This is a genomic window from Streptococcus sp. KHUD_017 (genome assembly GCF_054861245.1).
This window is the reverse complement of record NZ_CM142175.1, coordinates 950839-975900: the sequence shown is the minus strand read 5'-3', so window position 1 is coordinate 975900 and position 25062 is coordinate 950839. Positions and strand designations below refer to the sequence as shown.

Below are 25062 nucleotides of genomic sequence, written 5' to 3'. Positions count from 1 at the left end.
TTATTTTTTGAAGTTTAGAGGCCCCTGCTCAAACGCTTGTAAAGCATAGGACTCAACTTCGTTCATATCAATTTTAGGAAGAGGATCAATTGTAGGGACTAGCAACTTTTCTTGTACGATAAAGTCAATAATAGCATTGAAGTCTTCAATTTTATAATACTTTTTTGAGTGGATCAAGATATCTCTGTAAAAGACAAGCGAAGAACGAAATCTGCCTTTAAATTTAGCATCTGCCTTTTTACAAAATGGTTTTGCCTTTTTAGACATTTTTTTCAGTTCTTTTTGTTTGTCTTTTAGAGAGAGTTTGTCGAGATACTCTTTATTCTTAGAAAATGATTGGTAACTTTCTGCCGTTAAAAGACTATATAGATTAGAAAGTTGAAAATAAACTTCTATTTTCTTTTCCTTATAGGTTAAGAAATGGTCAATTTCCTTGCTCTTAACAGATGAGAAAACATTAACATCTAAATCTCTCAAAAGGTCATGAGTAGAAGGTGGGGTAAGTTCATTCATAATTAATTAACTAATTTATAATTCATTGACGACATAGTCGAAAAGTGTTTTATCTTTGGGGCGATTTTCGAAGAGAAATTCAGGATGCCATTGAACACCAAGATAAGGGAAGCCGTCCGTAGTTGTAACAGCTTCGATAATACCATCTTTAGGATCATGTGCTACAACCTTAAGATTAGGGGCTAAATCTTTGATGCTCTGATGGTGGAAAGAATTGATATGAGAGATTTCTCCATAGATTTCTCTTAGAATAGTATCTGGTTCGGTGACAAGCCGCTGAGTAGTGTATTCAGCGGAAGTATCTTGCCAATGATCTTCGATATCTTGATAAAGAGACCCACCCATGGCTACGTTAAAAAGTTGAGTACCACGACAGACAGAAAAAATTGGTTTATTTTGCTTGATTGCTTCTTTAATGAGTGCTAACTCAAAAATATCACGTTGAAGGTGGTAGTCGTCGCTATCAATGGCTTTTGGCTCACCATAGTATTTAGGGTCAACGTTTTGTCCACCAGTTAGAATAAGTTTATCAATTAAACTAATGTAGTAACTGGCCATTTCTTCATCACCAATTGGTAGGATAATGGGGATACCTCCAGCTTCCTTAACTCCTTCAACAAAGCCTTTGGCAGCATAACTCATCATAAGATCATCATCTGGATGCGGGGTTTCATTTCCTGTAATCCCAATAACTGGTTTATTCATAAATATTTACACTTTCTAATCCTCTTTACGCATGAAATAGAGGAGGGTTTGAAGTTCGCTTGTAAGATCGACATATTGAACAACTACGTCTTTAGGAAGATGTAGGTGAACAGGAGAAAAACTAAGAATACCTTTGATACCGGCGTCGACTAATAGTTCTGCAACTTCTTGAGATTTAACACTAGGAACAGTAAGAATAGCAGTTTTAACATCACTATCCTTGATTTTGTCCTTTATTTGTGAGATTCCATAGATTGGAACACCATCAGGAGTTTGGGTACCAACCTCAGGATGATCATCTAGGTCAAAAGCCATGATGATTTTCATCTTGTTACGCTCATGAAAACGGTAGTGGAGGAGGGCATGCCCAATATTTCCGATACCTACCAACATAACATTAGTTATAGAATTATCATTTAAAAGATCAGCGAAAAAGTTCATGAGCTTTTTGACATCGTAGCCAAATCCACGACGTCCAAGTTCCCCAAAGTAAGAGAAATCACGGCGAACAGTGGCAGAATCAATTCCAATCGCTTCTGCAATTTGTTTTGAATTGGCTCTTTCAATTTTCTCAGCATTAAATCTTTTAAAAATACGGTAATAGAGAGAAAGTCTCTTTGCTGTTGCTTTAGGAATAGCAGACTGTTTTTCTTTCACAAAATCACAACCTTTCTATCTACTATTTTATAGAAAGCTTGTGAAAATTGCAACAATAACGAAAAAAAAACTAAGAAAAATCTTAGTTTATCTTCGTTTCGTGGTAAGTTCTTAAAAAGCGGTAGAGGTTACCTAGAAGTCCTTGATAGATTTCAACTCCATCATGTGTTAATGAAGTAATATGAGTAGTATCAGGGAGAGTTACACAACCCGATAGAGAGAGCATAAGAGCTTCATAGTCTTCATATTCTTGCACACGCTCCACTTGATAAGAGTCCTTGTAAGTTAATCGAAACATAATGACCTTCTATCTTTCGCTTTTTGTAAATACGCCACGTTCAACCAAGCTATCCATCAAAAAGTAGAATTTCTCTTGGTGGATATGAGTTTCTTCTGATTTGAAGATATCAACTAAACGTAGACCAAATTTATCAGTGATATTGATTTTTACACCAGTTAAGTCTTTGTTGATGATAATCTTAAGTTGGAAACCTTCTCCACTATTTGGAACTTTTTCAAGTAGACGCGTTAATTCATAGTTCCCAACTTTAGTTTCAAAAAAAGTATTATCTTTAAGCGTAAATTTTTTAACAGTTGGACTAAGTGTGTATTCGTAACGACAATTTTTAAGTTTAATCATTTGTTCAAATGCCATTAAGTTTATCCTCCGATGATATTTTTAAGAGTTTTAGCAAGAGTTATCATTTCTTGTTCTGTATTTTGAGGTGAAATGCTGACGCGTACAGACTCGTGTAAGCGAGGGGATTCTTCTCCGTAGAAGGCTTGAAGAACATGGCTGACCTGAACAACACCAGCTGTACAAGCAGAACCTGATGATATAGAAATACCTTCAAGGTCTAAACGAAGCAGTAGTAGATCGTTGCGTTGTCCTGGAAATCCGATATTTAGGACATAAGGGAGTTGCTCTTTACCTTGATTGAGATAATAGGTTGATCCAGCCATTTCAGTTAGAAAAACTTTCTGTAGTTTTTGAACTTTATTAAAGTTAGCCTCTAGATGATCTATATCATCCTTAAGAGCTGCAACCATCCCTATAATTGCGGGAAGGTTTTCTGTCCCTGCTCTTTTTTTCTGTTCTTGATCTCCACCATGTAGATAAGGATCAAAATCTGTAGAAGCAGCGTATAGGAAACCGATACCCTTTGGACCGTGAAATTTATGGGCGGAAGCACTGAGAAAATCAATTCCTAATTCTTCAGGAAAAATCTCCAATTTTCCAATTGCCTGGACAGCATCTACATGATAAGCTGCTGGATGTTCTTTTAGAACTTCACTGATCTCAGCTATTGGCAATAGAGTACCAGTTTCGTTGTTGACATACATAGTTGAAACTAGAATGGTCTCTTCACGCAGTGCATGTTTTACCTGGTCTGCTGTAATTTCTTGATTTTCAGGTTTTAAAATCGTTACTTCAAATCCGAAATTTTCTACCAGATATTCGATTGGCTCAAGAACTGCATGATGCTCGATAGCAGTAGTGATAATATGTTTTCCACGATTTTGATGACGGAGACAGTAGCCGATAATAGCTGTATTATTACTCTCAGTCCCACCAGAAGTAAAGAAAATGTGTTGGGGCTTTGTACCTAGTAACCCTGCTAATTCTTGACGTGCTTCACGTAAACATTTGCCTGCTTGACGCCCATGGCCATGAATACTAGAAGGGTTGCCATAAGTTTCTTGCATGACTTGAGTCATTGCTGAGATAGCTGCAGATGACATCGGTGTCGTAGCAGCATTATCTAAATAAATCAAAAACTCACCTAATTTCTATTTAAATTTAAATAGCGGACTAACTGGTTTTCTTTCGTGAATACGAACCATTGCATCACCAATCAATTCGCTTGCAGTGATGTATTGAACGTTTTGAGGTTTTTTACTTTCTGTTGATACAGAATCTGTAACCAGAATTTCCTTGATATTAGCAGCATCCAACAACTCCGCAGCACCGTTAACGAACAGTCCATGACTAGATACTGCGTAAATTTCTGTTGCTCCATCACGTTCTAAAATTTTAGCAGCTTCAGAGAAAGTGCGACCGGTGTTAAGAATGTCATCAATCAAGATTGCCTTCTTACCTTCAACATCACCGATAATGTAACCTTGGCTACGTTCAGAATCATCTTGAGCATAGTCGATGATAGCAATTGGTGCATCTAGGTATTCTGCAAGACTACGAGCCCGTTTTACACCAGAGTTTTTAGGACTAACAACAACCACATCTGAACCAGTCAACCCTTTATCGCAGTAGTGTTTTGCAAATAGTGGGATTGTATAGAGGTTATCTACAGGAATATCAAAGAAACCTTGAACCTGAACAGCATGAAGATCAAGAGTTAATACCCGACTAACTCCAGCTTTTACCAACATATTCGCAACAAGTTTAGCTGTAAGAGGCTCGCGAGAAGAAGCAATACGGTCTTGACGTGCATAACCAAAATAAGGCATGACAACATTTATTGTATTTGCACTAGCTCGAACACAAGCATCGACTGTGATTAAAAGCTCCATTAAATGATTGCTAACGGGATAAGAAGTAGACTGAATGATGTAAACATCATATCCACGTACACTTTCTTCAATGTTAACTTGGATTTCACCATCAGAGAATTGACGAGAAGATAATTTCCCAAGTGGAACACCTGCAGCATCTGCAATTTTTTGAGCTATTTCATGATTGGATGAAAGAGAAAAAAGCTTCATATTTTTTGTATCTGACATTGATAAACCGTCCTCTATAAACTAAGTAAATCGGTGAAAAAACATTTTTAAAGGAAAGTGTTTTCTTTCACAGATTCTATTATTTTTTATCCCTTCTATTTTATCAAAAAAAGAAGATTATTTCAGTATTTTTTCATATTTTCTATAAATCGTACTAATTTTGAAGGAGCCTTCTTATATTGGATTTCATTTGCTCGTAAAAACTCTTGAAAATCAAGGTTTCCTTGGACGCCGTTTTCTACTTCCAGTTCAAGTTCATAATCAACAATATCGAAGTAGTGGCTTTGATCAAGAGCCATGAGCCCAATAGCTGTTTCTTTTTCGTAACGAACAGTAGTTAGGCAACCTAAAACTACCCAACCATTTGGTGAGAGTCCTCGATTTTTTAGTTCGTCCATAATCATGCCCTGAGGGAGTTTACATTCTTCGAGACAATCGTTAGCTTCCTCAAGAGTAAGCGCTTGGTTGTATTCCATATTTCCAACCTCTTGAGGGATTTTAATGGTCAATTCAGCGCTTGTATCGAAGGTACGAATGCGCATAGCGATTTTATGTTGGCGAAGATAAAAATCAGGTGTGTCCAGGTAGTAATTTTTTTGTGTAATTGGTGTGACTTCTAAAAATTGAGCTTGCAATCGGTTATATTCTTCTTCACTGAGAAGTGTTTTCATTTCAATTTCTAAATGTTTCATTTTTTCAACCTTTTCTTTATATTTGAAAGCGATTTATGGTATAATAAGCATTGTATTTATTGTATATGATTTTCATGAGAAAATCAAAAACTAGATGAATGAAACTGCTTAAAGAATTGGATGTAATAGTTATATGATTACAGAATGGGAAGAATTTTTAGATCCTTACATTCAAGCTGTCGGAGAGCTAAAAATAAAACTCCGAGGAATTCGAAAACAATATAGAAAACAAAACCGCCATTCTCCCATTGAGTTTGTTACAGGTCGGGTGAAACCGATTGAAAGTATCAAAGAAAAAATGGCACGCCGGGGTATTGGCTACGACACACTTGAACAAGATTTGCAAGATATTGCAGGTTTACGTGTCATGGTTCAATTCGTAGACGACGTAAACGAGGTTGTTTCTATTCTTCGTAAAAGACAGGATATGAGAGTTGTTCAAGAACGTGATTATATTACTCATCGAAAGGCATCGGGTTATCGTTCTTACCATGTGATTATTGAGTATACGGTTGATACCATTTACGGTGCAAAAACCATTCTAGTTGAGATTCAAATTCGTACCTTAGCTATGAACTTTTGGGCGACAATTGAACATTCACTCAACTATAAATATCAAGGAGATTTCCCAGAGGAAATCAAAGAAAGACTTGAGATTACTGCCAGAATTTCTCATCAGCTAGACGAAGAAATGAGTAAAATACGGGCTGATATCCAGGAAGCACAAGCGCTCTTTGATCCTTTGCACAGAAAGTTAAATGACGGGGTAGGAAACAGTGACGATACCGATGAAGAATACAGGTAAACGAATTGACCTAATTGCCAACCGTAAACCTCAGAGTCAGAAAGTTCTATTCGAGTTAAAAGACCGATTAAAAAAGAATAATTTTATCCTGAATGACAAAAATCCAGATATTGTCGTTTCTATTGGCGGGGACGGCATGTTGTTGTCTGCCTTTCACAAGTATGAAAATCAACTGGATAAGGTTCGATTTATTGGAGTGCATACTGGACATTTAGGTTTTTATACGGATTATCGTGATTATGAGTTGGACCAATTGGTCACAAATTTACAATTGGATAATGGAGCTCGTGTTTCTTATCCACTATTAAGTGTTAAAATCTTTCTCGAAAACGGTGAAGTCAAGTCTTTCCGAGCACTAAATGAAGCTAGCATTCGTCGAGCGGATCGTACAATGGTTGCCGATGTCATTATTAACCATGTTCCCTTCGAACGCTTTCGTGGTGACGGCCTAACTGTTTCAACGCCGACTGGAAGTACTGCTTATAATAAATCACTTGGTGGAGCAGTACTGCACCCGACCATAGAGGCCCTACAATTAGCTGAAATTGCTAGTTTGAACAACAGAATCTACCGCACACTTGGTTCTTCAATCATTGTTCCAAAAAAAGACAAGATAGAATTGATACCGACTCGAAATGACTATCACACAATCTCAATCGATAATAGTATTTATTCTTTCCGAAATATTGAGAAAATAGAGTATCAGATTGATCACCACAAGATTCATTTTGTAGCCACGCCGAGCCACACCAGTTTTTGGAATCGTGTTAAAGATGCCTTTATTGGTGAGGTGGACGAATGAGGTTTCAGTTTATTGCCGACGAACATGTCAAGGTCAAAACCTTTCTGAAAAAACATGAAGTTTCAAAAGGGTTACTTGCCAAGATTAAGTTTCGAGGTGGTGATATTCGAGTAAACGGGCATCCGCAGAATGCAACCTATCTCTTAGATATCGGAGATGAAGTCGTCATTGATATTCCGCCAGAGGAAGGATTCGAGACACTTGAAGCAATTGATTATCCTCTAGATATTCTATTTGAAGATGATCATTTCTTGATTATCAACAAACCCTTTGGAGTCGCTTCAATCCCTAGTGTCAATCATTCCAATACCATTGCCAACTTTATTAAGGGCTACTATGTAAAACAAAACTATGAGAATCAGCAGGTCCACATTGTGACGAGGCTTGATAGAGATACATCAGGTTTGATGCTTTTTGCTAAACACGGCTATGCGCATGCTAGGTTAGACAAGCAATTGCAAAGAAAAGCTATTGAAAAGCGTTATTATGCCTTAGTCAAGGGAGATGGTCATCTGGAACCTCAGGGAGAAATCATAGCTCCAATAGCCCGAGATGAAGATTCTATCATCACTCGACGAGTAGCAAAGGGTGGAAAATATGCCCATACGTCCTATCAAATCGTGGCATCTTATGGGAATATTCACTTAGTTGATATTCGTCTCCACACCGGGAGAACTCACCAGATTCGGGTTCATTTCTCGCATATTGGTTTTCCATTACTTGGAGATGATCTTTATGGGGGAAGTTTAGAACATGGCATCGAGCGCCAGGCTCTACATTGCCATTACTTATCGTTTTATCATCCTTTCTTAGAAGAGCAGTTAGAGCTAGAATGCCCACTGCCGGATGATTTCGACACACTTATTACACAGTTATCAAATAATAATTTATCTTAAAAGGAGTCAAAACTCATGGAAGTTTTTGAAAGTTTGAAAGCCAACCTAGTTGGTAAAAATGCTCGCATCGTTCTACCTGAAGGTGAAGAACCACGTATCCTACAAGCAACGAAGCGTTTGGTTAAAGAAACAGAAGTTATCCCTGTACTCCTAGGAAACCCTGATAAGATTAAAATCTATCTCGAAATCGAAGGAATTACAGAGGGTTACGAAGTCATCGATCCAGAACACTACCCTCAATTTGAAGATATGGTAGCTTCACTTGTTGAACGTCGTAAAGGAAAAATGACTGAAGAAGAAGCGAGAGAAGTGCTCAGCAACGATGTAAACTATTTTGGTGTTATGTTAGTTTATATGGGCTTGGTTGATGGTATGGTTTCAGGTGCTATTCACTCTACAGCTTCAACAGTTCGTCCAGCTCTTCAAATTATCAAGACTCGTCCAAATGTTAGCCGTACATCAGGTGCCTTCCTTATGGTTCGTGGAACAGAACGATACCTTTTCGGTGACTGTGCTATCAACATCAACCCAGATGCTGATGCTCTAGCTGAAATTGCGATTAACTCAGCTATCACAGCTAAGATGTTTGGTATCGAACCTAAAATTGCTATGCTTAGCTATTCAACTAAAGGTTCAGGTTTTGGTGAAAGTGTTGATAAGGTTGTTGAAGCAACAAAAATCGCTCATGAGCTTCGTCCAGACCTTGAAATTGATGGGGAATTGCAATTTGATGCTGCCTTCGTTCCAGAAACTGCAGCTCTTAAAGCACCAGGAAGTAATGTAGCTGGACAAGCTAATGTCTTTATCTTCCCAGGTATTGAAGCTGGTAACATTGGTTACAAGATGGCAGAGCGTCTTGGCGGATTTGCTGCAGTTGGACCTGTATTGCAAGGACTTAACAAACCTGTAAATGACCTTTCTCGCGGATGTAACTCTGACGATGTTTATAAACTAACTCTAATCACAGCAGCTCAAGCTGTTCATCAATAAGAATTTTATCCCTCTTTTCCTCTTGGTAAAGGGGGATTTCCCTTTTATTGAGATATCATTCAACTGCAAAAATAGCCAAAATATGGTAAAATAGTCAGTAATCATCTTTGTTTTATAGAATAAGTTTGTATGAAGAAAAGGAAATAAAATGGCAACTATTCAATGGTTTCCTGGACATATGTCTAAGGCGCGTCGTCAAGTTCAGGAAAATTTAAAATTTGTTGATTTTGTGACGGTTTTAGTTGATGCACGTTTGCCCTTGTCTAGTCAAAATCCGATGCTGACTAAAATCATCGGAGATAAGCCAAGACTATTAATTTTGAACAAGGCAGACCTTGCAGATCCAGTATTAACAAAAGAATGGCGTCAACATTTTGAATCACAAGGCATTCAAACACTGGCCATTAATTCTAAAGAACAAATTACTGTAAAAGTCGTAACGGATGCCGCCAAGAAACTTATGGCAGATAAGATAGCTCGTCAAAAGGAACGTGGGATTCAAATTGAAACCTTACGCACCATGATTATCGGGATTCCAAACGCTGGTAAATCAACGCTGATGAACCGTTTGGCAGGTAAGAAAATTGCTGTAGTTGGTAATAAACCTGGTGTGACAAAAGGCCAACAATGGCTCAAAACAAATAAAGATTTGGAAATCTTGGATACTCCAGGGATTCTATGGCCAAAATTTGAAGATGAAACCGTAGCACTCAAACTTGCGCTTACGGGAGCAATCAAGGATCAGTTACTTCCAATGGATGAGGTAACGATTTTCGGTCTCAATTACTTTAAAACGCATTATCCTGAAAAGCTTCAAGAACGTTTCAAACAAATGAATCTGGACGATGAAGCTCCTGAAATTATTATGGATATGACGCGTATCCTTGGTTTTCGTGATGATTACGACCGTTTTTACAACCTCTTTGTCAAAGAAGTTCGTGATGGAAAACTTGGTAACTATACCTTAGATACATTGGATGATCTTAATGGCAACGATTAAAGAAATCAAAGAAGAATTAGCAAAGATAACTGATCTTGAAAGTCCTTTGTTTAAGGAATTTGAAAAAGATTCTCGTTCAGGTGTCCAAAAAGAAATTGAAAAGCGGAAAAAAGCCCTTCAAGCAGAAATTGATGAAAATCTTCGCTTAGAAGCCATGCTTCGCTATGAAAAAGATCTATATAGTAAAGGGATATCTCTAATTGCAGGTGTAGATGAGGTTGGACGTGGTCCGCTAGCTGGTCCAGTGGTGGCTGCTGCAGTGATTTTACCTCAAAATTGTAAAATTAAAGGCTTGAATGACAGTAAAAAGATTCCCAAGAAAAAACATGAAGAGATTTTTCAGGCCGTTAAGGACAATGCACTAGCAATCGGTATTGGAATTATGGACAATCAAGTCATTGATCAAGTCAATATCTACGAAGCGACGAAACTAGCCATGAAGGAAGCTATCTCTCAACTTGAACCTCAACCAGAGCACCTCTTGATTGATGCTATGAAGTTGGACTTGCCGATTTCTCAGACATCCATCATCAAAGGAGATGCGAATTCCTTATCTATTGCAGCAGCATCGATTATAGCTAAAGTTACCAGAGATAAGATCATGGCTAACTATGACGAAGAATTTCCAGGCTATGATTTTGCTCAAAATGCTGGCTATGGAACTGCTAAGCATCTCGTAGGAATTGAAAAGCACGGTGTCACACCTATTCATCGCACCAGTTTTGAACCGATTAAAACGATCGTTTCAGAAACTAGTAAAAGATAATTAAAGGAGAGAATTATGGAGGAACAATCGGAAATACTTAGTTCCAAGAAAGAATTTGCCTTCGCGTCCAGTACGATCTTAGCTCAAGTAGGGCGAGGTATTATTGTCGGATTAGTCGTAGGAATTATTGTCGGATCATTTCGATTTTTGATCGAAAAAGGCTTTCATATCGTTCAAGGATTTTATCAAGACCAAGTGAATCTGATACGGAATCTATTGATTATTTTATTGTTTTATATCCTCATTTGCTTACTTAGTGCCAAATTAACACGTTCAGAAAAAGATATCAAAGGTTCTGGTATTCCTCAAGTTGAAGCCGAGTTAAAAGGTCTCATGTCTCTCAACTGGTGGAGTGTCCTCTGGAAGAAATATATTCTTGGTATTTTAGCAATTGCTAGTGGACTCATGTTAGGGCGTGAAGGTCCCAGTATTCAGCTAGGTGCCGCTGGAGGAAAAGGAATTGCCAAATGGCTCAAGTCTAGCCCTGTTGAGGAGCGTTCTTTGATTGCTAGCGGAGCTGCGGCTGGTCTTGCTGCAGCCTTTAATGCACCGATTGCGGGGTTATTATTTGTAGTAGAAGAAGTGTATCACCATTTTTCACGATTCTTCTGGGTTTCTACCTTGGCTGCTAGTCTAGTAGCAAACTTCGTTTCCCTTCTCATCTTTGGCTTAACACCTGTTTTGGATATGCCGGATGACATCCCTCTCATGAGTTTGAGTCAATATTGGATTTATCTTGTTATGGGGATTTTTCTTGGACTCTCAGGTTTCCTTTATGAAAAAGCCGTTCTGAATGTCGGAAAAGTCTATGATTGGATTGGCCAAAAGGTTCACATTAATAAAGCTTATCATCCAATTTTTGCTTTTATCCTAATCATTCCAGTAGGAATATTTCTACCACAAATACTTGGTGGGGGCAATCAGGTTGTCTTATCCTTAACAGAACAAGATTATAGTTTTCAAATTCTCTTAATTTACTTTATCATTCGCTTTATCTGGAGCATGATCAGTTACGGAAGTGGACTGCCAGGTGGTATTTTCTTACCGATTTTAGCTTTAGGATCCTTACTTGGTGCCCTAGTAGGCGTTATTTGTGTCAATCTTGGCCTTGTTACCCAACAGCAATTTCCTATATTTGTAATTCTTGGAATGAGCGGTTATTTTGGGGCTATCTCAAAAGCACCTTTGACAGCTATGATACTTGTGACTGAAATGGTTGGTGACATCCGAAATCTCATGCCTTTAGGCATGGTGACCCTAGTTGCCTATATTGTCATGGATATGCTCAAAGGAGCACCTGTTTACGAAGCCATGCTAGAAAAAATGCTACCTGAATCAGCAACTGATGATGGAGAAGTTACACTGATAGAAATCCCGGTTTCTGATAAGATAGCTGGTAAGCAGGTACATGAACTCAATTTACCTCATAATGTCCTCATCACAACCCAAGTACATAACGGTAAAAGTAAAACAGTTAATGGATCCACAAGGATGTATCTAGGTGATATGATTCATCTCGTGATTCCAAAAAGTGAAATTGGAAAAGTAAAAGATTTGCTTTTATAGAAGTGTTGATTTACATAATTTTTATTACGAAAAGTTATAATATATTTTGAAAGGTTTCTCTATGAAAAAAAATAAGGCAATTTTGGTATATTTGCTAGGAACATTTATCCAATTAGTATCAGTTTGTCTAGTTTTCTTTCTATTGAATCGTTATTCTGTTCAGTCTAATGTATTAACTATTTCAGGAATCATTCTAGGTGGAATTTCTTCAGCTCTTTGGGGAATAATTGTTGCTAATCGATATTTTCATATTCATTTTAAGAAGATTTTAAAAGATTTTTTTAACATTCATACTAGTTATAAACACTATTTATTATCTTTCTTCCTAATTATATTTGATTTTTCTTTCATATTGTTTGGTGGGAAAATGTTAGAATTTAACTGGTATCTCCCTTTTTTGATGTTCTTCAAATTTATTTTATTTGGAGGAATAGAAGAGATTGGATGGCGATATGTATTTCAACCAATTTTACAAGAAAATTTGCCGTATTTCCTCTCAACAATCTTAACCTTTTTTAGTTGGGCTATTTGGCATCTGTTGTACTTTTACATAGATGGTTCTCTGGCAATATTACAATTGACGCCGTTTTTAATTGGATTACTGACAAATTCTTTCATACTATCAGCACTATATATTAAAACAAACAATCTCTGGATTTGTGTAATGACTCATTCAATTATTAATGTCTTGTCTCAACTAACCATAGATACTAATCAATACGAAACTTACTTGATAAAAATCTTCGTCATCTTAGTTTCGTGCTATATGGTAATGAATAAAAAAGAAGAGTATAGTCGTAACTGATTGTATTAGTAAACTTTCATCTTAATAAAATGAAATATAAAACTCCAAAACCAAATCAAATATGATTTGGTTTTTATGATAATAAGAATCAAATTTTACTTGAATTACATTTACTAGAGTTGAAGATCGACGGAGGAGCATTTAGCAAAAAGTATAAAAAATTTTAATCATAATAAATTAATTAAAAGAAAAACTAAAAAATTTTGGTTACAAACTATACACTAGCAAAACTAAAAGTTTATGTACAATTGGCTTAACGTGAGCTAAACTATTGATACAACTGAATTAGAAGCATAAAGTACATTCTTTAAGGAGTGTACTTTATTTTTATTTTGTACATTATTTTGAAGTGTTATTTTGTATATTTTCTAGTTCATAACATCATCTGATTTAAGGAATTGATTTGTACATTTTTACTCTAATAGGTGCAGAAGAAGTAGTGGTTCAATTGTACATTTTTGGCTACTCATTTAAGGACTTATTGATAGTAAGATATAGATTTTTACTCGTGGTGCTAGTTAATCTCAAAGTATCTCAGATTATAAGTCAGTACAATTTGCTCCATTCTCAACTGCAATCCTGTAAAGCCTCTAGCTAGTGTTTGTTCGACATCAAAAAAAGCACAAAGTTCTGAAAATCGAGTTTCAATAATCCGTCTCATAGCCATTAGTTTCCAATGATTATGTTGTTTAGCTCTTGCCATATTTTGACGTAAAGGCGTCCAAAGATGGTAACCTTTCTGTTTCAACTGTTCTCTGAGTTCATAGCTAAGATAAGCTAAATCAGCTAAAACATAGGGTTGAGAACAATTTTCTAGTAAGTCATCAACTGCCTTGACCGTCGATTAAACCGACTTCTTTCAAGGAGACACCCACAAGGATTCTTGTTTAGAAGCATCGAATCAATCAAGAAGGATCACCCAGAGGTTCCAGCATTTGAAGAATATGACGAGCTAGTTGAAGCAATCAAAAAATCCCTATAAAGGGATTTTTTTATACCTATAATACCTTGTGCAAAATAGTCGTATATATCAAAATCAGAGTCACGTTACCTACTATTAGACCAAAAGTCGCAAGCAAGGTATTTGCTGTACCCGGCTTAAAATCTGCACTAATCAAATATGGCCAAAAGCATATCATTGGGAAAACGGCTATTAACACGCATACATAGGTAGGAAAGCTTGTCCAAAGAAAGCGTGTCGTCTCTAACCAGTGCCCCCATGAAGGTATCATTATTTTGCTTATAGTGAAAAGTATGCATATAAGGTGGACCACTAGAAGATAAATAGCATACTTTGTCTTGCTCAGTATTTTTTTCTTTTTCATTTTATCTAACTATCCTTGCTAATTATTCTCTCGTTCACCTGCAATATGAACTTTAAAACTAAAATTAACTATATTATTATTCGAATCAAGGTCTAAATTCATAAAATAATGATTCCAAAAGAATTCATTGTTACCTGCTCCCCACTGCACACCGTAATGTCCCAAATATTCACCTCTCGGATTGCTTGGAGTCAGCCATATTTTTTTACCAAATACTTCCTTAAACTTATTTTCATCAAGCTTCTCTAGCAAATCTATACCATCTATATTATATGAGATTCCATATTCTTTAGCAGCAGCTGTGCATTCAGAATCGAAGCAAACCTGCGTAACTACACAGTCCTTCAGTTCCTCATACCTCTTTTTATGCCCGTAAACACCTATGCAGCCAACTACTACATTCTTCTTTACAAGAAGATAAGTCGATCGTGTGACTGCAGAGTCATATGACTTAAATCCGCTTGGCACTGTTACACCGGAACCTTGGTATTTATAATAGCTTCCCGATGTCAAAAGCTCATTATAATTAGGATAATCATGTCTACCATTTGACACATAGATTTCAAACCCCTGGTCTATCAAATCCGAAATCTTAGTCTCTGTAAGATGAATTTCAGTTCTGTCAATTTTAAGTGGAGGTGCGTTATCAGGTAGACCTATAATTATATATACAAACATCAAAAACACGAATATCATAAGAACTGCAACGATACCTATCCAAGATTTCCCGGTTCTCTTTCGTGCATTGAAAAGCGCCATTATAGAAGGCGTGATTATAGCAGCACCAATTGGCGCCGCCCCATGACGGAACATGCCCATGACCTTAAAGGCAATTACAGCGCTAATTAGTATTAAAACTATGTGCACTGCATACTCTCCTACGCTTAGCTTACTCGTCCTAGTCTGATTATTTGCTGGGGCATCGTACACTGGAACACCGTTCTCAAAGGTGTTCTTCATTCTAAAACGCAGCCAAAACAATATTCCAATAAACACAACTGCCAAGAACACTAGCAACCCAATAAAAACTAATCTTTCCATCTGTAACCTTTTCTCTGACCTAATTATCGTTCATCAAAATTCATATCTAGTCTACCACATTTTGAAATTGTTTTACAATATTTACATACTTGTGCACGAATCAAAAAGTTTTAAAAGGATTTAACGACTTAGCAACGACACAACAAACTCTAATGCATGAGTGGGATTATTTAAATAACCTCCTAATAGCAAATCCAACTGAAATAACTGAATTAAGTAATACTAATGTATGGTGGATATGTAAAGAAAACTCAAATCATCGATACAAACTTAAAATTAATGAAAAAATTAAGTATAAAAAGCGCTCATTAATAAGTTGCCCAATTTGCAAAGGTTTAAGAAGAAAACAGGAGCATTTTGTTAGATTAAAGATATACTAGAGAATACTAAAATAAAACAAAGTAAAAACACTCTAAAGTTCATTAAATTGATTATAGAGTGTTTTTTGTTGTCAAAATGTACATTTTAAAAATTTTTAGTTTTCACTTAAATAAAGTACATTTTCGTCTGAATTGAGAGTAGTCAAAATTTTCAGTGTTCACTTAAATAAAGTACATAATTAAGAATAATTAGCTCTAAAAAAATTTTTGGTTATACTAGCAAAGATTTAGATATTGCATAAAAACTAAAAATTTATGTACAATTAACTAAACTAGAGCTAAACTATTGATACAACTGAATTAGAAGCATAAAGTACATTCGTTAAAAAGTGTACTTTATTTTTGTTTTGTACATTATTATGGAGTGGTATTTTGTATGTTTTCTAGTACATAATATTCTCTAATCTAAGGAATTGATTTGTACATTTTATACTCAAGCAATAGCAGAAGAAGTGGTGGTTCAATTGTACATTTTTTGCAGCTTATTTATGTTCCTATTGAGAGTAAGTTACAGAATATTAATAGTCAATAAAACTTTGAACTTTCTTGTTATTTTTTTGAGCAAATGAAAACAGAAAGTTATAGTTTTGTGACAAGTATCTTGAAAATGAGTTGTTATCGTGATAAAATAAGGTTAGAAAGGAAATATAAGGGTATAGGAGATGAATAAACAAATTGGTAACAGAATAGCAGAGTTAAGAAGCGCTAAATCTTTTTCTCAAGAACAAGTAGCTGAAAGAATTGGAATAAGTAGACAAAAATATGCTCGAATTGAAAACGGCATTAATAGTGTAACATTAGAAATTCTTGTAAAACTTGCTGATGCTTTTGATGTCACTGTTAAGGATATTACAAAAGTACTTGATCAAGAAGTATCTGTAGCTTATAGATCAGGAGAACAAAAAAAATCAACACGTGACATGCTCTATATGATTGATTTATTCTATGCAAACAAGCGTTTGTATGAAAAATTAACTTATCAGGATAAGGAGTAGGTAACTCAATGAATAAATTACGAGAAAAAGAGATCCGAAGGAAGGCAAATGAGATCAGAGAACAGTGTACCACGACAAGGTATGGTATTGTAAATCTCTTCAGAGACTGTAAAAATTTTAACATCAAGCTTTTTCGCTATCCTATGGGTGAGGATGCAGATCTTGGTTTTACATTAAAAAGAGACAATGATACTATTATTTTTACGAATACAAGTATTCGTCTTTCAAGGGAAATTTTTACACTTGCTCATGAAATTGGCCATGCTGTTCTCCATTTTGAAAATATGGAAGCTTTTTTTGATAATAATTCAACTTTTTCAGATTCAGACGTTGATGAAAAAGAACACGAAGCAAATTATTTTGCAGCTTGCCTATTGATGCCACAAGAAAAAGTGGAAGGTTATATTTATTTCGAAATTGAGGATAGTGAAAATATTTCAGCAAGAGATATAGCAAAAATGATGGTGGAGTTTAACGTTAGCTTTGACATGGTAGTTAATAGATTATGTAGTTTGCAGTTCATTGATGAACATAAAAAAACGTTATTAAATGTTGCTAAAGTAGAAGCCAAAGTAGGGAATCTTATTAAATCAGTTGATGGTGGTTCTGCTTTAAATCGTCCTAGCGAGGAAATAGTCATTCCTGAAGAGTACTCACAGTATGCAATCTATAACTTTAATAATGGGGCAATGCCGAAAGAAACATTGGAAAAAGTTTTAGGATATTATCATCTTTCACTTGAAGATTTTGAGGATGAAATTGAACAAAATAATGCTTTTAGTCAGGAAGATGATGCAGAGGATATAAATTTGGATGATTTAATTGGAGGATTAAGTGATTGAACGCTTCACTGGATACAAATACTATTATTCATTTTTATAGAGCAGGATGTCAAAATATTCTTTTTGGGTATTTTGATTCTATCTATATTTGTGACCAAGTCTATTTAATTGAATTAAAAAACCATGGGCAAGATATTCTCCCTAATGTAAACTTAGATATTCAAGCAGGGAAGCTGGAATTATTTTCACAGGAAAAAATGGCTAGAGAAGGAATTTTCCAGATTTTTGAAGGACACGCTAAAGTTCAAGAAATGATGTATAATGTGGGGGATAAAGGCGAGGCACATGCTATCGCTTTAGCAAAAACACTAGGTACATGCTGTTTAGTCACTGATGATACAAAATACAAAGGACCGTATAAAAGCCTTTTGCAATATGATGATGAAGTTATGCCTTTTACATTTGCGGAAGTTATTATTCTCTATTATATTTTTGGAACAATAGACGCTTCTAAAGCAATATCGTATTTTGATAAAATCAATATTACATCAACAATGAATTGGAATTTTGAAACACAGCTAAAAAATTTTTTAAGACGGTTTACCCTAAATCAGGATAGTAAAGATGCTAGGTGGCTCGATAAGGCGTTAAAGGAACAAAAAGTTAGCCTAAAAAATAAAATACTAAATATGCAACAATCTTTAAAAACAAATAACCAATAGCAATAAACCTTGTTATTGAATAAGTAATTTTACTTCTTTTAATCTAAAAAAAGAATCAGTCGATTCTTTTTTTTGTATTATTTTAAAATTATGCTTTTTAACTTATCTTCAACAGACTCTCTATGTACTTTATATATCTGAGCTGGGTTTAGTGAAAAATTCCTAGTGTTATTAACTTCATAACAATACTTATAATCTCGTAAACCTTCAATGGCTTCGTACCATTTTGCAAAGGAGCGAGTAAGAATTATTTTCACTTTATCATTTTTGTCATCGATTCTTTTTTTAATTTTTTCAAAGAGGAATTTTTGCGTAGGAAGGTAATCTTTTATTTTTCTATTACTATTTGAGGAAGTACTTTATTACAGTAATGGGGGATGGTTGCAGAATCATCCTCTATTTTTTTGTGCAAAAACGAAGAACTTTATATATCGCATTTTGAGATTAGGCTCCCAGTATCAGTGAAGAATCACAGTCTTCAACATCATAATGATGGAAAGACAGTCTATCTTGACAAAATACCTCTATATGGTTATAATTATGTTCATAATCATATAGATACTAAACTTCAGATACAAGTTACAAAAAATAAGGAGGTATGGTTATGGTCACAAAAAATATTTATGTTGCAGAAGCAGATCTACACCTATTTGATGATGCTGCCAAGTACGCCGGAAGTATTTCTGCTGCTGTGATACAAGCACTTCAGGACTTTCTAAGTGTTCAACGCAACAAAAGCGAAGGATATGATAAGATTGAGTTAAACCTCTATGAAAAAGGGGTAAGAAGAAAGGTAATGTTCTATGGTATGGAGATTACTCGTGTAGAACGTCCGGTAGACGGTGGAATAAGGATTGACACGATTTATAAAACTGCAAAAGGACAGCTTGCAGTGGCAACCAAGGTTCGCAAGGAGCTTCCTAATTGGGCGAAAGGGAATCCACACGTATGGGAAAACCCGCAGTCTTGGTCACATGATTTTTGGAATCTGGGTGACAGAGTGTTAAACGTATATCCGGACATAGAGAGCCTAAAGGAGAAGGATACGTATCTTGCCGAGTGCTGTGAATCTTCTCTTTCGGCAAAGCCTTATGAGTTTTTAGATATTTAGAGTAAATATGGTTATAATGACGTTCCTGTTTGTTGCTTTTTCTATATCAAGAGGTAATGATCAGAAAATATAAGAAGGAAGGTGTAGATGAGCTGGCAGAGATTGTGGGAGGGGAGACGGGAAACAATCGTTTATTTAGAGAACGCAGATATAATCCTTCCCTTAAATTAGCTCTCATAGAAAGGGAAACACCAAAATGAGAAAGAACATTTTAGTGGTTTTGCTAATCATAGAAACACTTGTATTGCTAGTAGTTTTTGGTATGGAAATATTCATTTTTCAAAATAATGGAAAACTAAGGGAAGTTTACCGTGAATCATCAGAAGATGGCAGTCAAAGCATCATTATATATGAAATTGGAGAACCAGATTGGCCTTTTGGTAATGCTCATTATAAAGTATTTGGGCCTTCGGACTTTTATGTAGATGTTGCTGATGATGGCGGATATGGATGGTATAGAGTTGAGTGGAAGATGAATTCTGTGGTTGTTACTTTTGGAGGCTCAGAGCAGGGTAATTCCGTATATGAATTACCGTTTAAATAAATATATATGAATGGCAGAACCAAGAACAGCTACGTAATGTGGACGGTATGAGCTGTCCATTTTTTTATGAGTTAAGCACTAGAAAAAAATATGGGAGCTGCATCTCTTTTTGAGTATCTCAAGAACATAAAATTTAAGTCGTTACTAAAGGAGATGTACTTTAAACAAATTCTTGCAAAATCACTTCCATCCTTATGAAATCCTTAAAATTATGTTTTATATTTTCATTAAAAGGAGGATTTCATAATGAATAGATATATTTTAGAAACAAAGGAACTGACAAAAAAATTTGGCAGACAAAAAGCAGTTGCTAATCTTTCCCTACAGATTAAAAAAAACTCAGTATATGGATTATTGGGACCCAATGGTTCCGGTAAATCTACGACTTTAAAAATGATTACGGGAATGCTTCATAAGACTTCCGGTGAAATTTTATTTGAGGATAAGCCATGGAGCAGAGCAGATTTAGAAAAGATAGGTGCGTTAATTGAAATGCCCCCTCTTTATGACAATCTGACAGCGTGGGAAAATTTAAAGGTAAGAACATTACTTCTTGGACTGCCGGATTCCAGAATCAAAGAAGTGCTTGAAATCGTTGATTTAAAGAATACTGGAAAAAAGAAAAGTGGGCAGTTCTCTATCGGAATGAAGCAGAGATTAGGTATAGCAATTGCATTATTAAATCATCCACGCTTGCTTATTTTGGATGAACCAACAAATGGGCTAGATCCATTGGGGATTCAAGAATTACGGGATTTAATAAAAAGTTTTCCTGAACAAGGAATTACCGTTATCCTATCTAGTCATATTCTGGCGGAAGTTGAGCAAATTGCAGACCACATTGGGATTATAAACAATGGGCGTTTGGAATATCAAAATGCAATCAACCATCAGGAAAACCTTGAAGAATTATTCATGAATGTTGTAAAGAAGGGAAGGAGGGAAAACGAACATGCTTTATAAATATATGCTTGCTGAAAATCTAAAACATAAGCATAGTAATTTAAAGAAACTAATGCTTATTCTTCCTCTAGTTACGGTATTGTTTTCTTTTGTTTTAATGCAATCATATTTTACAATCAATGCATTTAATTGGTGGTATGCGATGATCATGCCTGTAACCTTCGCCTTGATTCCAGGTTTAATGCATAGAAAAGAAGATAAAAAGTTAAAGTATCAAGCAATCTATTCGCTTCCCGTAAGTTTAACGAAGGTGTGGATTGCAAAGGTTTTAACAGCGCTTTTGTACATTGTGGTTGCTGCTTTGGTTCATCTATTTGCAGTTTATATTCTTCAATTTGCAGTAGGAAAACAACTTACATCAAGTTATGTATTCCCTACTTTGTTCAGTGCAAGTGTGCTGCTTGTGATTACTTATCTATGGCAAATTCCATTTTGCTTTTTCTTGGTGAAAAAACTGGGGTTTATTGTTGGTGTAGCAAGTAATGTCATCATCGGATTAGGTTTAGGAGTCGTTTTTGCAGATTCTTCTTTATGGATGCTATGTCCATATACATGGGGAATTCGATTGATGATTCCGATTCTTAAGGTGTTACCAAATGGGCTTCCGGTAACCGCCAATCATCCACTTATTGAAAATACTTCCATTCTTATTCCTGTTATCTCTTCAGTTGTCTTGTTCGGGCTAATTACAATGATTACTGCCAAGTGGTTTTCAAGGATTGAGGTGAAGTAAATGAATGTGATAAAATCAGAACTATATAAGTTAAAACATACATGGGTTCCTTGGATTCATATTCTACTGCCAATTATTTATGCACTTCTATTTTGGGGAGCTGCTAAGGTAACTACCCTAAAAAATTTTCCGATTGCAGAGATTTATCAAAGCTATGCTTCAATTTTAGGTGGACTTTTGCCAACAATTATTGGATTGCTTACAGCAAAAATGATTGATATGGAATTTGAAGCTGGTCGATTTCAAGTTTTGCTTGCAGGAACAAAACGAAGAAGTCAATCGTATTTAGGTAAACTCAGTGTGCTGCTGCTTGGAAGTTTTGTAGCAATCACATTGTCGATTGGAATATTTACACTGTTATTTGGAAACCAAACCTTAGCCGATGGGGTTGCAGAAATTCTTTTGCTCTTTGTAGGGATCATTTCGGTATATCTCATTCACTTATGGTTGTCCCTTGCAATAAGTGGGAGTGCTTCTATTGGTCTTGGATTTATTGAGATGTTACTTGCATTTCTTTGCATGACAGGACTAGGCGATAAAATCTGGTATTTCTTACCTTGTGCTTGGCCAACAAGATTGACTTCCACCTTTCTTTTGTCTAAACAAATGACCGATCAAAGCTTGATGTACATGGAGTTGATAAAATGGTCTTATGTTGCAATTCCAATGTTGCTTGTATTGATGATTGGATCACTGGCTTGGTTTAAATGGTGGAATGGTAGAACAATCAATGAATAAATTTTAGTAGGAAGGAGGATGGGATATGACAAGAATTCTAGTGGTAGATGATGATCCGGATATGCTTGAACTCGTTAAAAATGTATTGCGGACGCAGTCATATCTTGTTGACTGCTGTCTAAGCCCTGCTCAGATTGATCAGCGTAAGCTGGCTAGCTATGATTTGATCTTATTAGACATTATGATGCCTGATTTAGATGGAATTTCTTATTGCAAGCAAATTCGCAGCATGGTAGATTGTCCGATTTTGTTTTTAACAGCAAAGTCATTAGAGTCTGATATTGTTGAAGGGTTAGTAAGTGGTGGAGATGATTATATTACGAAACCATTTGGAATGAACGAATTACTCGCAAGAGTTCAAGCTCATCTTCGCAGGGAAAAAAGAGAAAGGCACTCCAGCTTACATCTGGGTAATATTCGTTTTGACCTATCTGCAAACGAAATCTACGTAAAGGATATAAAAATGTCGTTTACAAAGTCGGAATATCAGATTTCTGAGCTTTTAGCTAAGCGAAAAGGACAAGTTTTTTCCAGAGAACAAATTTACGAGATGGTTTTCGGATTCGATGGGATTGGATCTCCTTCCGCTGTTTCGGAGCATATTAAGAATATCAGAGCAAAGTTCCAACAGTTTGGTGAGTCTCCGATTGCGACTGTATGGGGGATTGGATATAAATGGGAATAAATCATAAGGGCAAATCATTGAAATTTGTTTTCATTCAATATTTAGTAAGTGTAGGTGGTGGGCTTTTGCTGGCTTTAGGATTGGCCGTACTTTCCTTTTTCCTGTTTTCTGTCTCCAGTTTTGTGCTTCCAGCAGATCACATGGAAAAGCAGATATCGGAGAGCAAGACAGTTCTATCGCAATCCGATCCTTTTGACTCCTCTGTACTACCAGATAATACAAAATTTTTACTTCTTTCTGAGGATGGACAGGTGATGGATTCGGATATGGATCAAGCCTTAAAAGAAAAAGCATTACAGTTTCATAATCGGGAAGTATATTCTACTGCCTCATCCGCATTTATGGAAATAAAAAGGATAGATGGTTATTTGATAGTTCAATACTCCCTTGAACCTCAATATGTCAATTCGTGGATGGAGCGATACTTTCCGAAACTCAATACGGTTTTCGGTATCTTGCTGATCGTATTTAGTTTTACCAGTATTGTTTTCATTACTTTTGTTTGGGCTAAGAGGTTATCGAAGCAGCTTGTTCCAATGTTGATTGCATCAGAAGAAATTGCCAAACAAAATCTTAATTTTGAAATTGGCAGTTCAAATATCAAGGAATTTAATCATGTCCTATGTAGTATGGATGAAATGAAAGTTGCACTAGGTAATTCTTTAAAGGAAAACTGGGTGCAGGAAGAAAATCGAAGGAATCAAATATCTGCTTTAACACACGATTTAAAAACGCCTATTTCTATTGTGCAAGGCAATGCAGAATTGCTGAAGAATACGCCTTTGACAAGTGAACAGAAAATGTATGTGGATTTTATTTTGAAAAATGCCAGCCGGATTTCTGATTATGCACAGACACTGACTTTAGTAGGACAGTCTGATCGGTGGGAAGATGGTTTGCTACAAGAGATTTCTGTAGAAGATGTTACAGCGAGTATTCAAGAAGCTGCTCGTGAGATTGCAGACACGAATTCTCTTACGATCAAAGAAAGTATTCAAGTGGAACACAGAATCATGAATGTAGATTTGAAACTTCTTGAAAGGGCAGTTTTAAATGTCATTCGCAATGCGATAGAACATTCTAAAAAAAGGCCATTGCTAGAACTAAAATTGGAAACAGACAGTTATTACTTTTATATAGAAATAAAAGATAATGGGATTGGATTCACGAAAGAAGATTTAACACATGCAACAGAACTTTTCTATCAAGGTGATAAGAGTAGAAAATCGCAGAAGAATCATGGAATTGGTTTATATTCTGCGAAAAAGATTATGGAATTTCATCATGGCGAGATTTTACTGAAGAACAGTGAGAATGGACAAGGAGCGATTGTAGTGATGAAACTTCCTTTGTCAAGTGAATAGAATCAACGAGCTTTGGATTGAGACAAAAAAATGCTTTCAATTATCAGCTATAAAGTTGAAAAAAGGGAACTATAATATATTTTCATTCTAAAGTTTAATTTTAAACAACAACTCTATCACTTTCGTTCTATAATATAGAAGTTTGCTAACACCACATGTGGAGTGTGTGAGTTTGTTAGTGAAACGAAACTAATCCTCAAAAGGTTTCCCAAACCTTTTGAGTCCCACAGACCCATCATGAGGAGAAATCATGAGGGATATTATCAGTTGAATAAGTAAGAGTATAATCTACATCTCCAAAGTAGGAGTGGCTAGTTCCAGCAGAAAGACCTTCATAGGTTTTATAACTGAATAGATCGACTTACTTTGTTGTCGAATTTTTCCTGTTCTTCAAGTAATTCTGAGGAATAGACGACAACTTTAAAATCAAATAAGCTAAAAACGCTCTAAAATCATTAAATTGATATTAAAGTGTTTTTTATTGTCAAAATATACAATTGAAAAAAATTCCAGCTTTTTTAAAATCACTATCTCAGATGACAATTTAATCAAAATATGATATAATACAGAAAAAGTAAAAATAACAAAAGTAACTTACAAAAGTAAAAGAAAAAAAGTAAATAGATAGCCACGGCGGATATTCCTTTCATCGTTTAGAAGGAGTTGCTGTGGTTATCGTTGTTGCTGAGCTAATTAATTGCTCTTATTACTTTGATGAAGTTACTTTTATTATTGAATTA

28 protein-coding genes and 1 pseudogene are annotated in these 25062 nt (G+C 35.6%); 19 read left to right on the top strand and 10 right to left on the bottom strand.

Going from position 1 to position 25062, the window contains the following annotated elements; genetic code table 11:
- From ACVAMZ_RS04770 to ACVAMZ_RS04735, 8 genes are all read right to left on the bottom strand, one after another.
- Positions 1-477 carry a hypothetical protein gene (locus tag ACVAMZ_RS04770; RefSeq protein WP_461684163.1) on the bottom strand — a complete coding sequence of 159 codons (477 nt, stop codon included), beginning with the start codon at positions 475-477 and terminating at the stop codon, positions 1-3.
- A gap of 51 nt (positions 478-528) precedes the next feature.
- Positions 529-1218, bottom strand: coding sequence for a gamma-glutamyl-gamma-aminobutyrate hydrolase family protein (locus ACVAMZ_RS04765; RefSeq protein ID WP_414268213.1), 690 nt, complete (start codon positions 1216-1218; stop codon positions 529-531).
- A 15-nt stretch (positions 1219-1233) separates the two neighbouring features.
- Entirely contained in the window at positions 1234-1875 is a 642-nt protein-coding gene (locus ACVAMZ_RS04760; protein WP_461684162.1) for a redox-sensing transcriptional repressor Rex, read from the bottom strand.
- A gap of 82 nt (positions 1876-1957) precedes the next feature.
- Positions 1958-2173 carry a DUF4649 family protein gene (locus ACVAMZ_RS04755; RefSeq protein WP_004252933.1) on the bottom strand — a complete coding sequence of 72 codons (216 nt, stop codon included), beginning with the start codon at positions 2171-2173 and terminating at the stop codon, positions 1958-1960.
- A 9-nt stretch (positions 2174-2182) separates the two neighbouring features.
- Entirely contained in the window at positions 2183-2530 is a 348-nt protein-coding gene (locus ACVAMZ_RS04750) for a DUF1831 domain-containing protein (protein ID WP_461684161.1), read from the bottom strand.
- 5 nt (positions 2531-2535) lie between these two features.
- Positions 2536-3651, bottom strand: coding sequence for a cysteine desulfurase family protein (locus ACVAMZ_RS04745; protein WP_461684160.1), 1116 nt, complete (start codon positions 3649-3651; stop codon positions 2536-2538).
- A 15-nt stretch (positions 3652-3666) separates the two neighbouring features.
- A complete protein-coding gene (locus tag ACVAMZ_RS04740; protein ID WP_214261923.1) occupies positions 3667-4617 on the bottom strand; it encodes a ribose-phosphate diphosphokinase in 951 nt (316 codons plus the stop codon).
- A 122-nt stretch (positions 4618-4739) separates the two neighbouring features.
- Entirely contained in the window at positions 4740-5309 is a 570-nt protein-coding gene (locus tag ACVAMZ_RS04735; RefSeq protein ID WP_247921518.1) for a CYTH domain-containing protein, read from the bottom strand.
- A 133-nt stretch (positions 5310-5442) separates the two neighbouring features.
- Between ACVAMZ_RS04735 and ACVAMZ_RS04730 the strand changes: the two genes are divergently transcribed.
- The 8 genes from ACVAMZ_RS04730 to ACVAMZ_RS04695 all read left to right on the top strand — a co-directional run bounded on the left by ACVAMZ_RS04730 (position 5443) and on the right by ACVAMZ_RS04695 (position 12939).
- Positions 5443-6114 carry a GTP diphosphokinase gene (locus ACVAMZ_RS04730; RefSeq protein WP_036754017.1) on the top strand — a complete coding sequence of 224 codons (672 nt, stop codon included), beginning with the start codon at positions 5443-5445 and terminating at the stop codon, positions 6112-6114.
- Positions 6098-6916, top strand: a complete 819-nt coding sequence (locus ACVAMZ_RS04725) for an NAD kinase (protein ID WP_414261846.1) — start codon at positions 6098-6100, stop codon at positions 6914-6916. The genes ACVAMZ_RS04730 and ACVAMZ_RS04725 overlap by 17 nt, the downstream gene beginning before the upstream one ends.
- Positions 6913-7812 carry an RluA family pseudouridine synthase gene (locus ACVAMZ_RS04720; RefSeq protein WP_461684159.1) on the top strand — a complete coding sequence of 300 codons (900 nt, stop codon included), beginning with the start codon at positions 6913-6915 and terminating at the stop codon, positions 7810-7812. Before ACVAMZ_RS04725 ends, ACVAMZ_RS04720 begins: the two co-directional genes overlap by 4 nt.
- Before the next feature lie 15 nt (positions 7813-7827).
- Positions 7828-8802, top strand: coding sequence for a phosphate acetyltransferase (gene pta, locus ACVAMZ_RS04715; RefSeq protein WP_178895014.1), 975 nt, complete (start codon positions 7828-7830; stop codon positions 8800-8802).
- A gap of 148 nt (positions 8803-8950) precedes the next feature.
- Positions 8951-9802 carry a ribosome biogenesis GTPase YlqF gene (ylqF, locus tag ACVAMZ_RS04710; RefSeq protein ID WP_036754008.1) on the top strand — a complete coding sequence of 284 codons (852 nt, stop codon included), beginning with the start codon at positions 8951-8953 and terminating at the stop codon, positions 9800-9802.
- A complete protein-coding gene (locus ACVAMZ_RS04705; RefSeq protein WP_178895013.1) occupies positions 9789-10568 on the top strand; it encodes a ribonuclease HII in 780 nt (259 codons plus the stop codon). The genes ylqF and ACVAMZ_RS04705 overlap by 14 nt, the downstream gene beginning before the upstream one ends.
- Before the next feature lie 15 nt (positions 10569-10583).
- Complete coding sequence (locus ACVAMZ_RS04700; protein ID WP_178895012.1) at positions 10584-12134, top strand: ClC family H(+)/Cl(-) exchange transporter; 1551 nt, start codon at positions 10584-10586, stop codon at positions 12132-12134.
- A gap of 61 nt (positions 12135-12195) precedes the next feature.
- Entirely contained in the window at positions 12196-12939 is a 744-nt protein-coding gene (locus ACVAMZ_RS04695) for a CPBP family intramembrane glutamic endopeptidase (RefSeq protein WP_178895011.1), read from the top strand.
- A 514-nt stretch (positions 12940-13453) separates the two neighbouring features.
- Here the strand turns inward: ACVAMZ_RS04695 and ACVAMZ_RS04690 are convergent.
- Positions 13454-13777, bottom strand: a pseudogene (locus ACVAMZ_RS04690) (transposase); the annotation flags it as partial.
- A gap of 505 nt (positions 13778-14282) precedes the next feature.
- The gene (locus tag ACVAMZ_RS04685; protein WP_178895010.1) at positions 14283-15305 is read right to left on the bottom strand and encodes a hypothetical protein; all 1023 of its coding nucleotides are present in this window, start codon (positions 15303-15305) and stop codon (positions 14283-14285) included.
- A gap of 152 nt (positions 15306-15457) precedes the next feature.
- Between ACVAMZ_RS04685 and ACVAMZ_RS04680 the strand changes: the two genes are divergently transcribed.
- The 11 genes from ACVAMZ_RS04680 (at position 15458) to ACVAMZ_RS04630 (ending at position 24322) form a co-directional block, all read left to right on the top strand.
- Positions 15458-15685: a zinc-ribbon domain-containing protein gene (locus ACVAMZ_RS04680; RefSeq protein ID WP_178895009.1), complete on the top strand. Its 228-nt coding sequence runs from the start codon at positions 15458-15460 to the stop codon at positions 15683-15685.
- A 662-nt stretch (positions 15686-16347) separates the two neighbouring features.
- The gene (locus tag ACVAMZ_RS04675) at positions 16348-16680 is read left to right on the top strand and encodes a helix-turn-helix transcriptional regulator (protein ID WP_414342097.1); all 333 of its coding nucleotides are present in this window, start codon (positions 16348-16350) and stop codon (positions 16678-16680) included.
- Between the two features lie 8 nt (positions 16681-16688).
- Positions 16689-17522, top strand: a complete 834-nt coding sequence (locus ACVAMZ_RS04670) for an ImmA/IrrE family metallo-endopeptidase (protein WP_314794897.1) — start codon at positions 16689-16691, stop codon at positions 17520-17522.
- Positions 17519-18184 (top strand): PIN domain-containing protein, encoded by a 666-nt coding sequence (locus ACVAMZ_RS04665; protein ID WP_414342099.1) that lies wholly within the window; start codon positions 17519-17521, stop codon positions 18182-18184. Before ACVAMZ_RS04670 ends, ACVAMZ_RS04665 begins: the two co-directional genes overlap by 4 nt.
- Before the next feature lie 604 nt (positions 18185-18788).
- Complete coding sequence (locus tag ACVAMZ_RS04660) at positions 18789-19295, top strand: EXLDI protein (protein WP_414342101.1); 507 nt, start codon at positions 18789-18791, stop codon at positions 19293-19295.
- Between the two features lie 196 nt (positions 19296-19491).
- Positions 19492-19839 (top strand): hypothetical protein, encoded by a 348-nt coding sequence (locus tag ACVAMZ_RS04655; protein WP_414342103.1) that lies wholly within the window; start codon positions 19492-19494, stop codon positions 19837-19839.
- Between the two features lie 246 nt (positions 19840-20085).
- Positions 20086-20802: a lantibiotic protection ABC transporter ATP-binding protein gene (locus ACVAMZ_RS04650; RefSeq protein WP_414342105.1), complete on the top strand. Its 717-nt coding sequence runs from the start codon at positions 20086-20088 to the stop codon at positions 20800-20802.
- Complete coding sequence (locus tag ACVAMZ_RS04645) at positions 20792-21535, top strand: lantibiotic immunity ABC transporter MutE/EpiE family permease subunit (protein WP_414342107.1); 744 nt, start codon at positions 20792-20794, stop codon at positions 21533-21535. Before ACVAMZ_RS04650 ends, ACVAMZ_RS04645 begins: the two co-directional genes overlap by 11 nt.
- Positions 21536-22273, top strand: coding sequence for a lantibiotic immunity ABC transporter MutG family permease subunit (locus tag ACVAMZ_RS04640; protein ID WP_445285043.1), 738 nt, complete (start codon positions 21536-21538; stop codon positions 22271-22273). It abuts the gene before it with no gap.
- A gap of 25 nt (positions 22274-22298) precedes the next feature.
- Entirely contained in the window at positions 22299-22958 is a 660-nt protein-coding gene (locus ACVAMZ_RS04635; protein ID WP_414342111.1) for a response regulator transcription factor, read from the top strand.
- Positions 22949-24322 (top strand): sensor histidine kinase, encoded by a 1374-nt coding sequence (locus ACVAMZ_RS04630; protein ID WP_445285042.1) that lies wholly within the window; start codon positions 22949-22951, stop codon positions 24320-24322. Before ACVAMZ_RS04635 ends, ACVAMZ_RS04630 begins: the two co-directional genes overlap by 10 nt.
- The last annotated feature ends 740 nt before the right edge of the window (positions 24323-25062 follow it).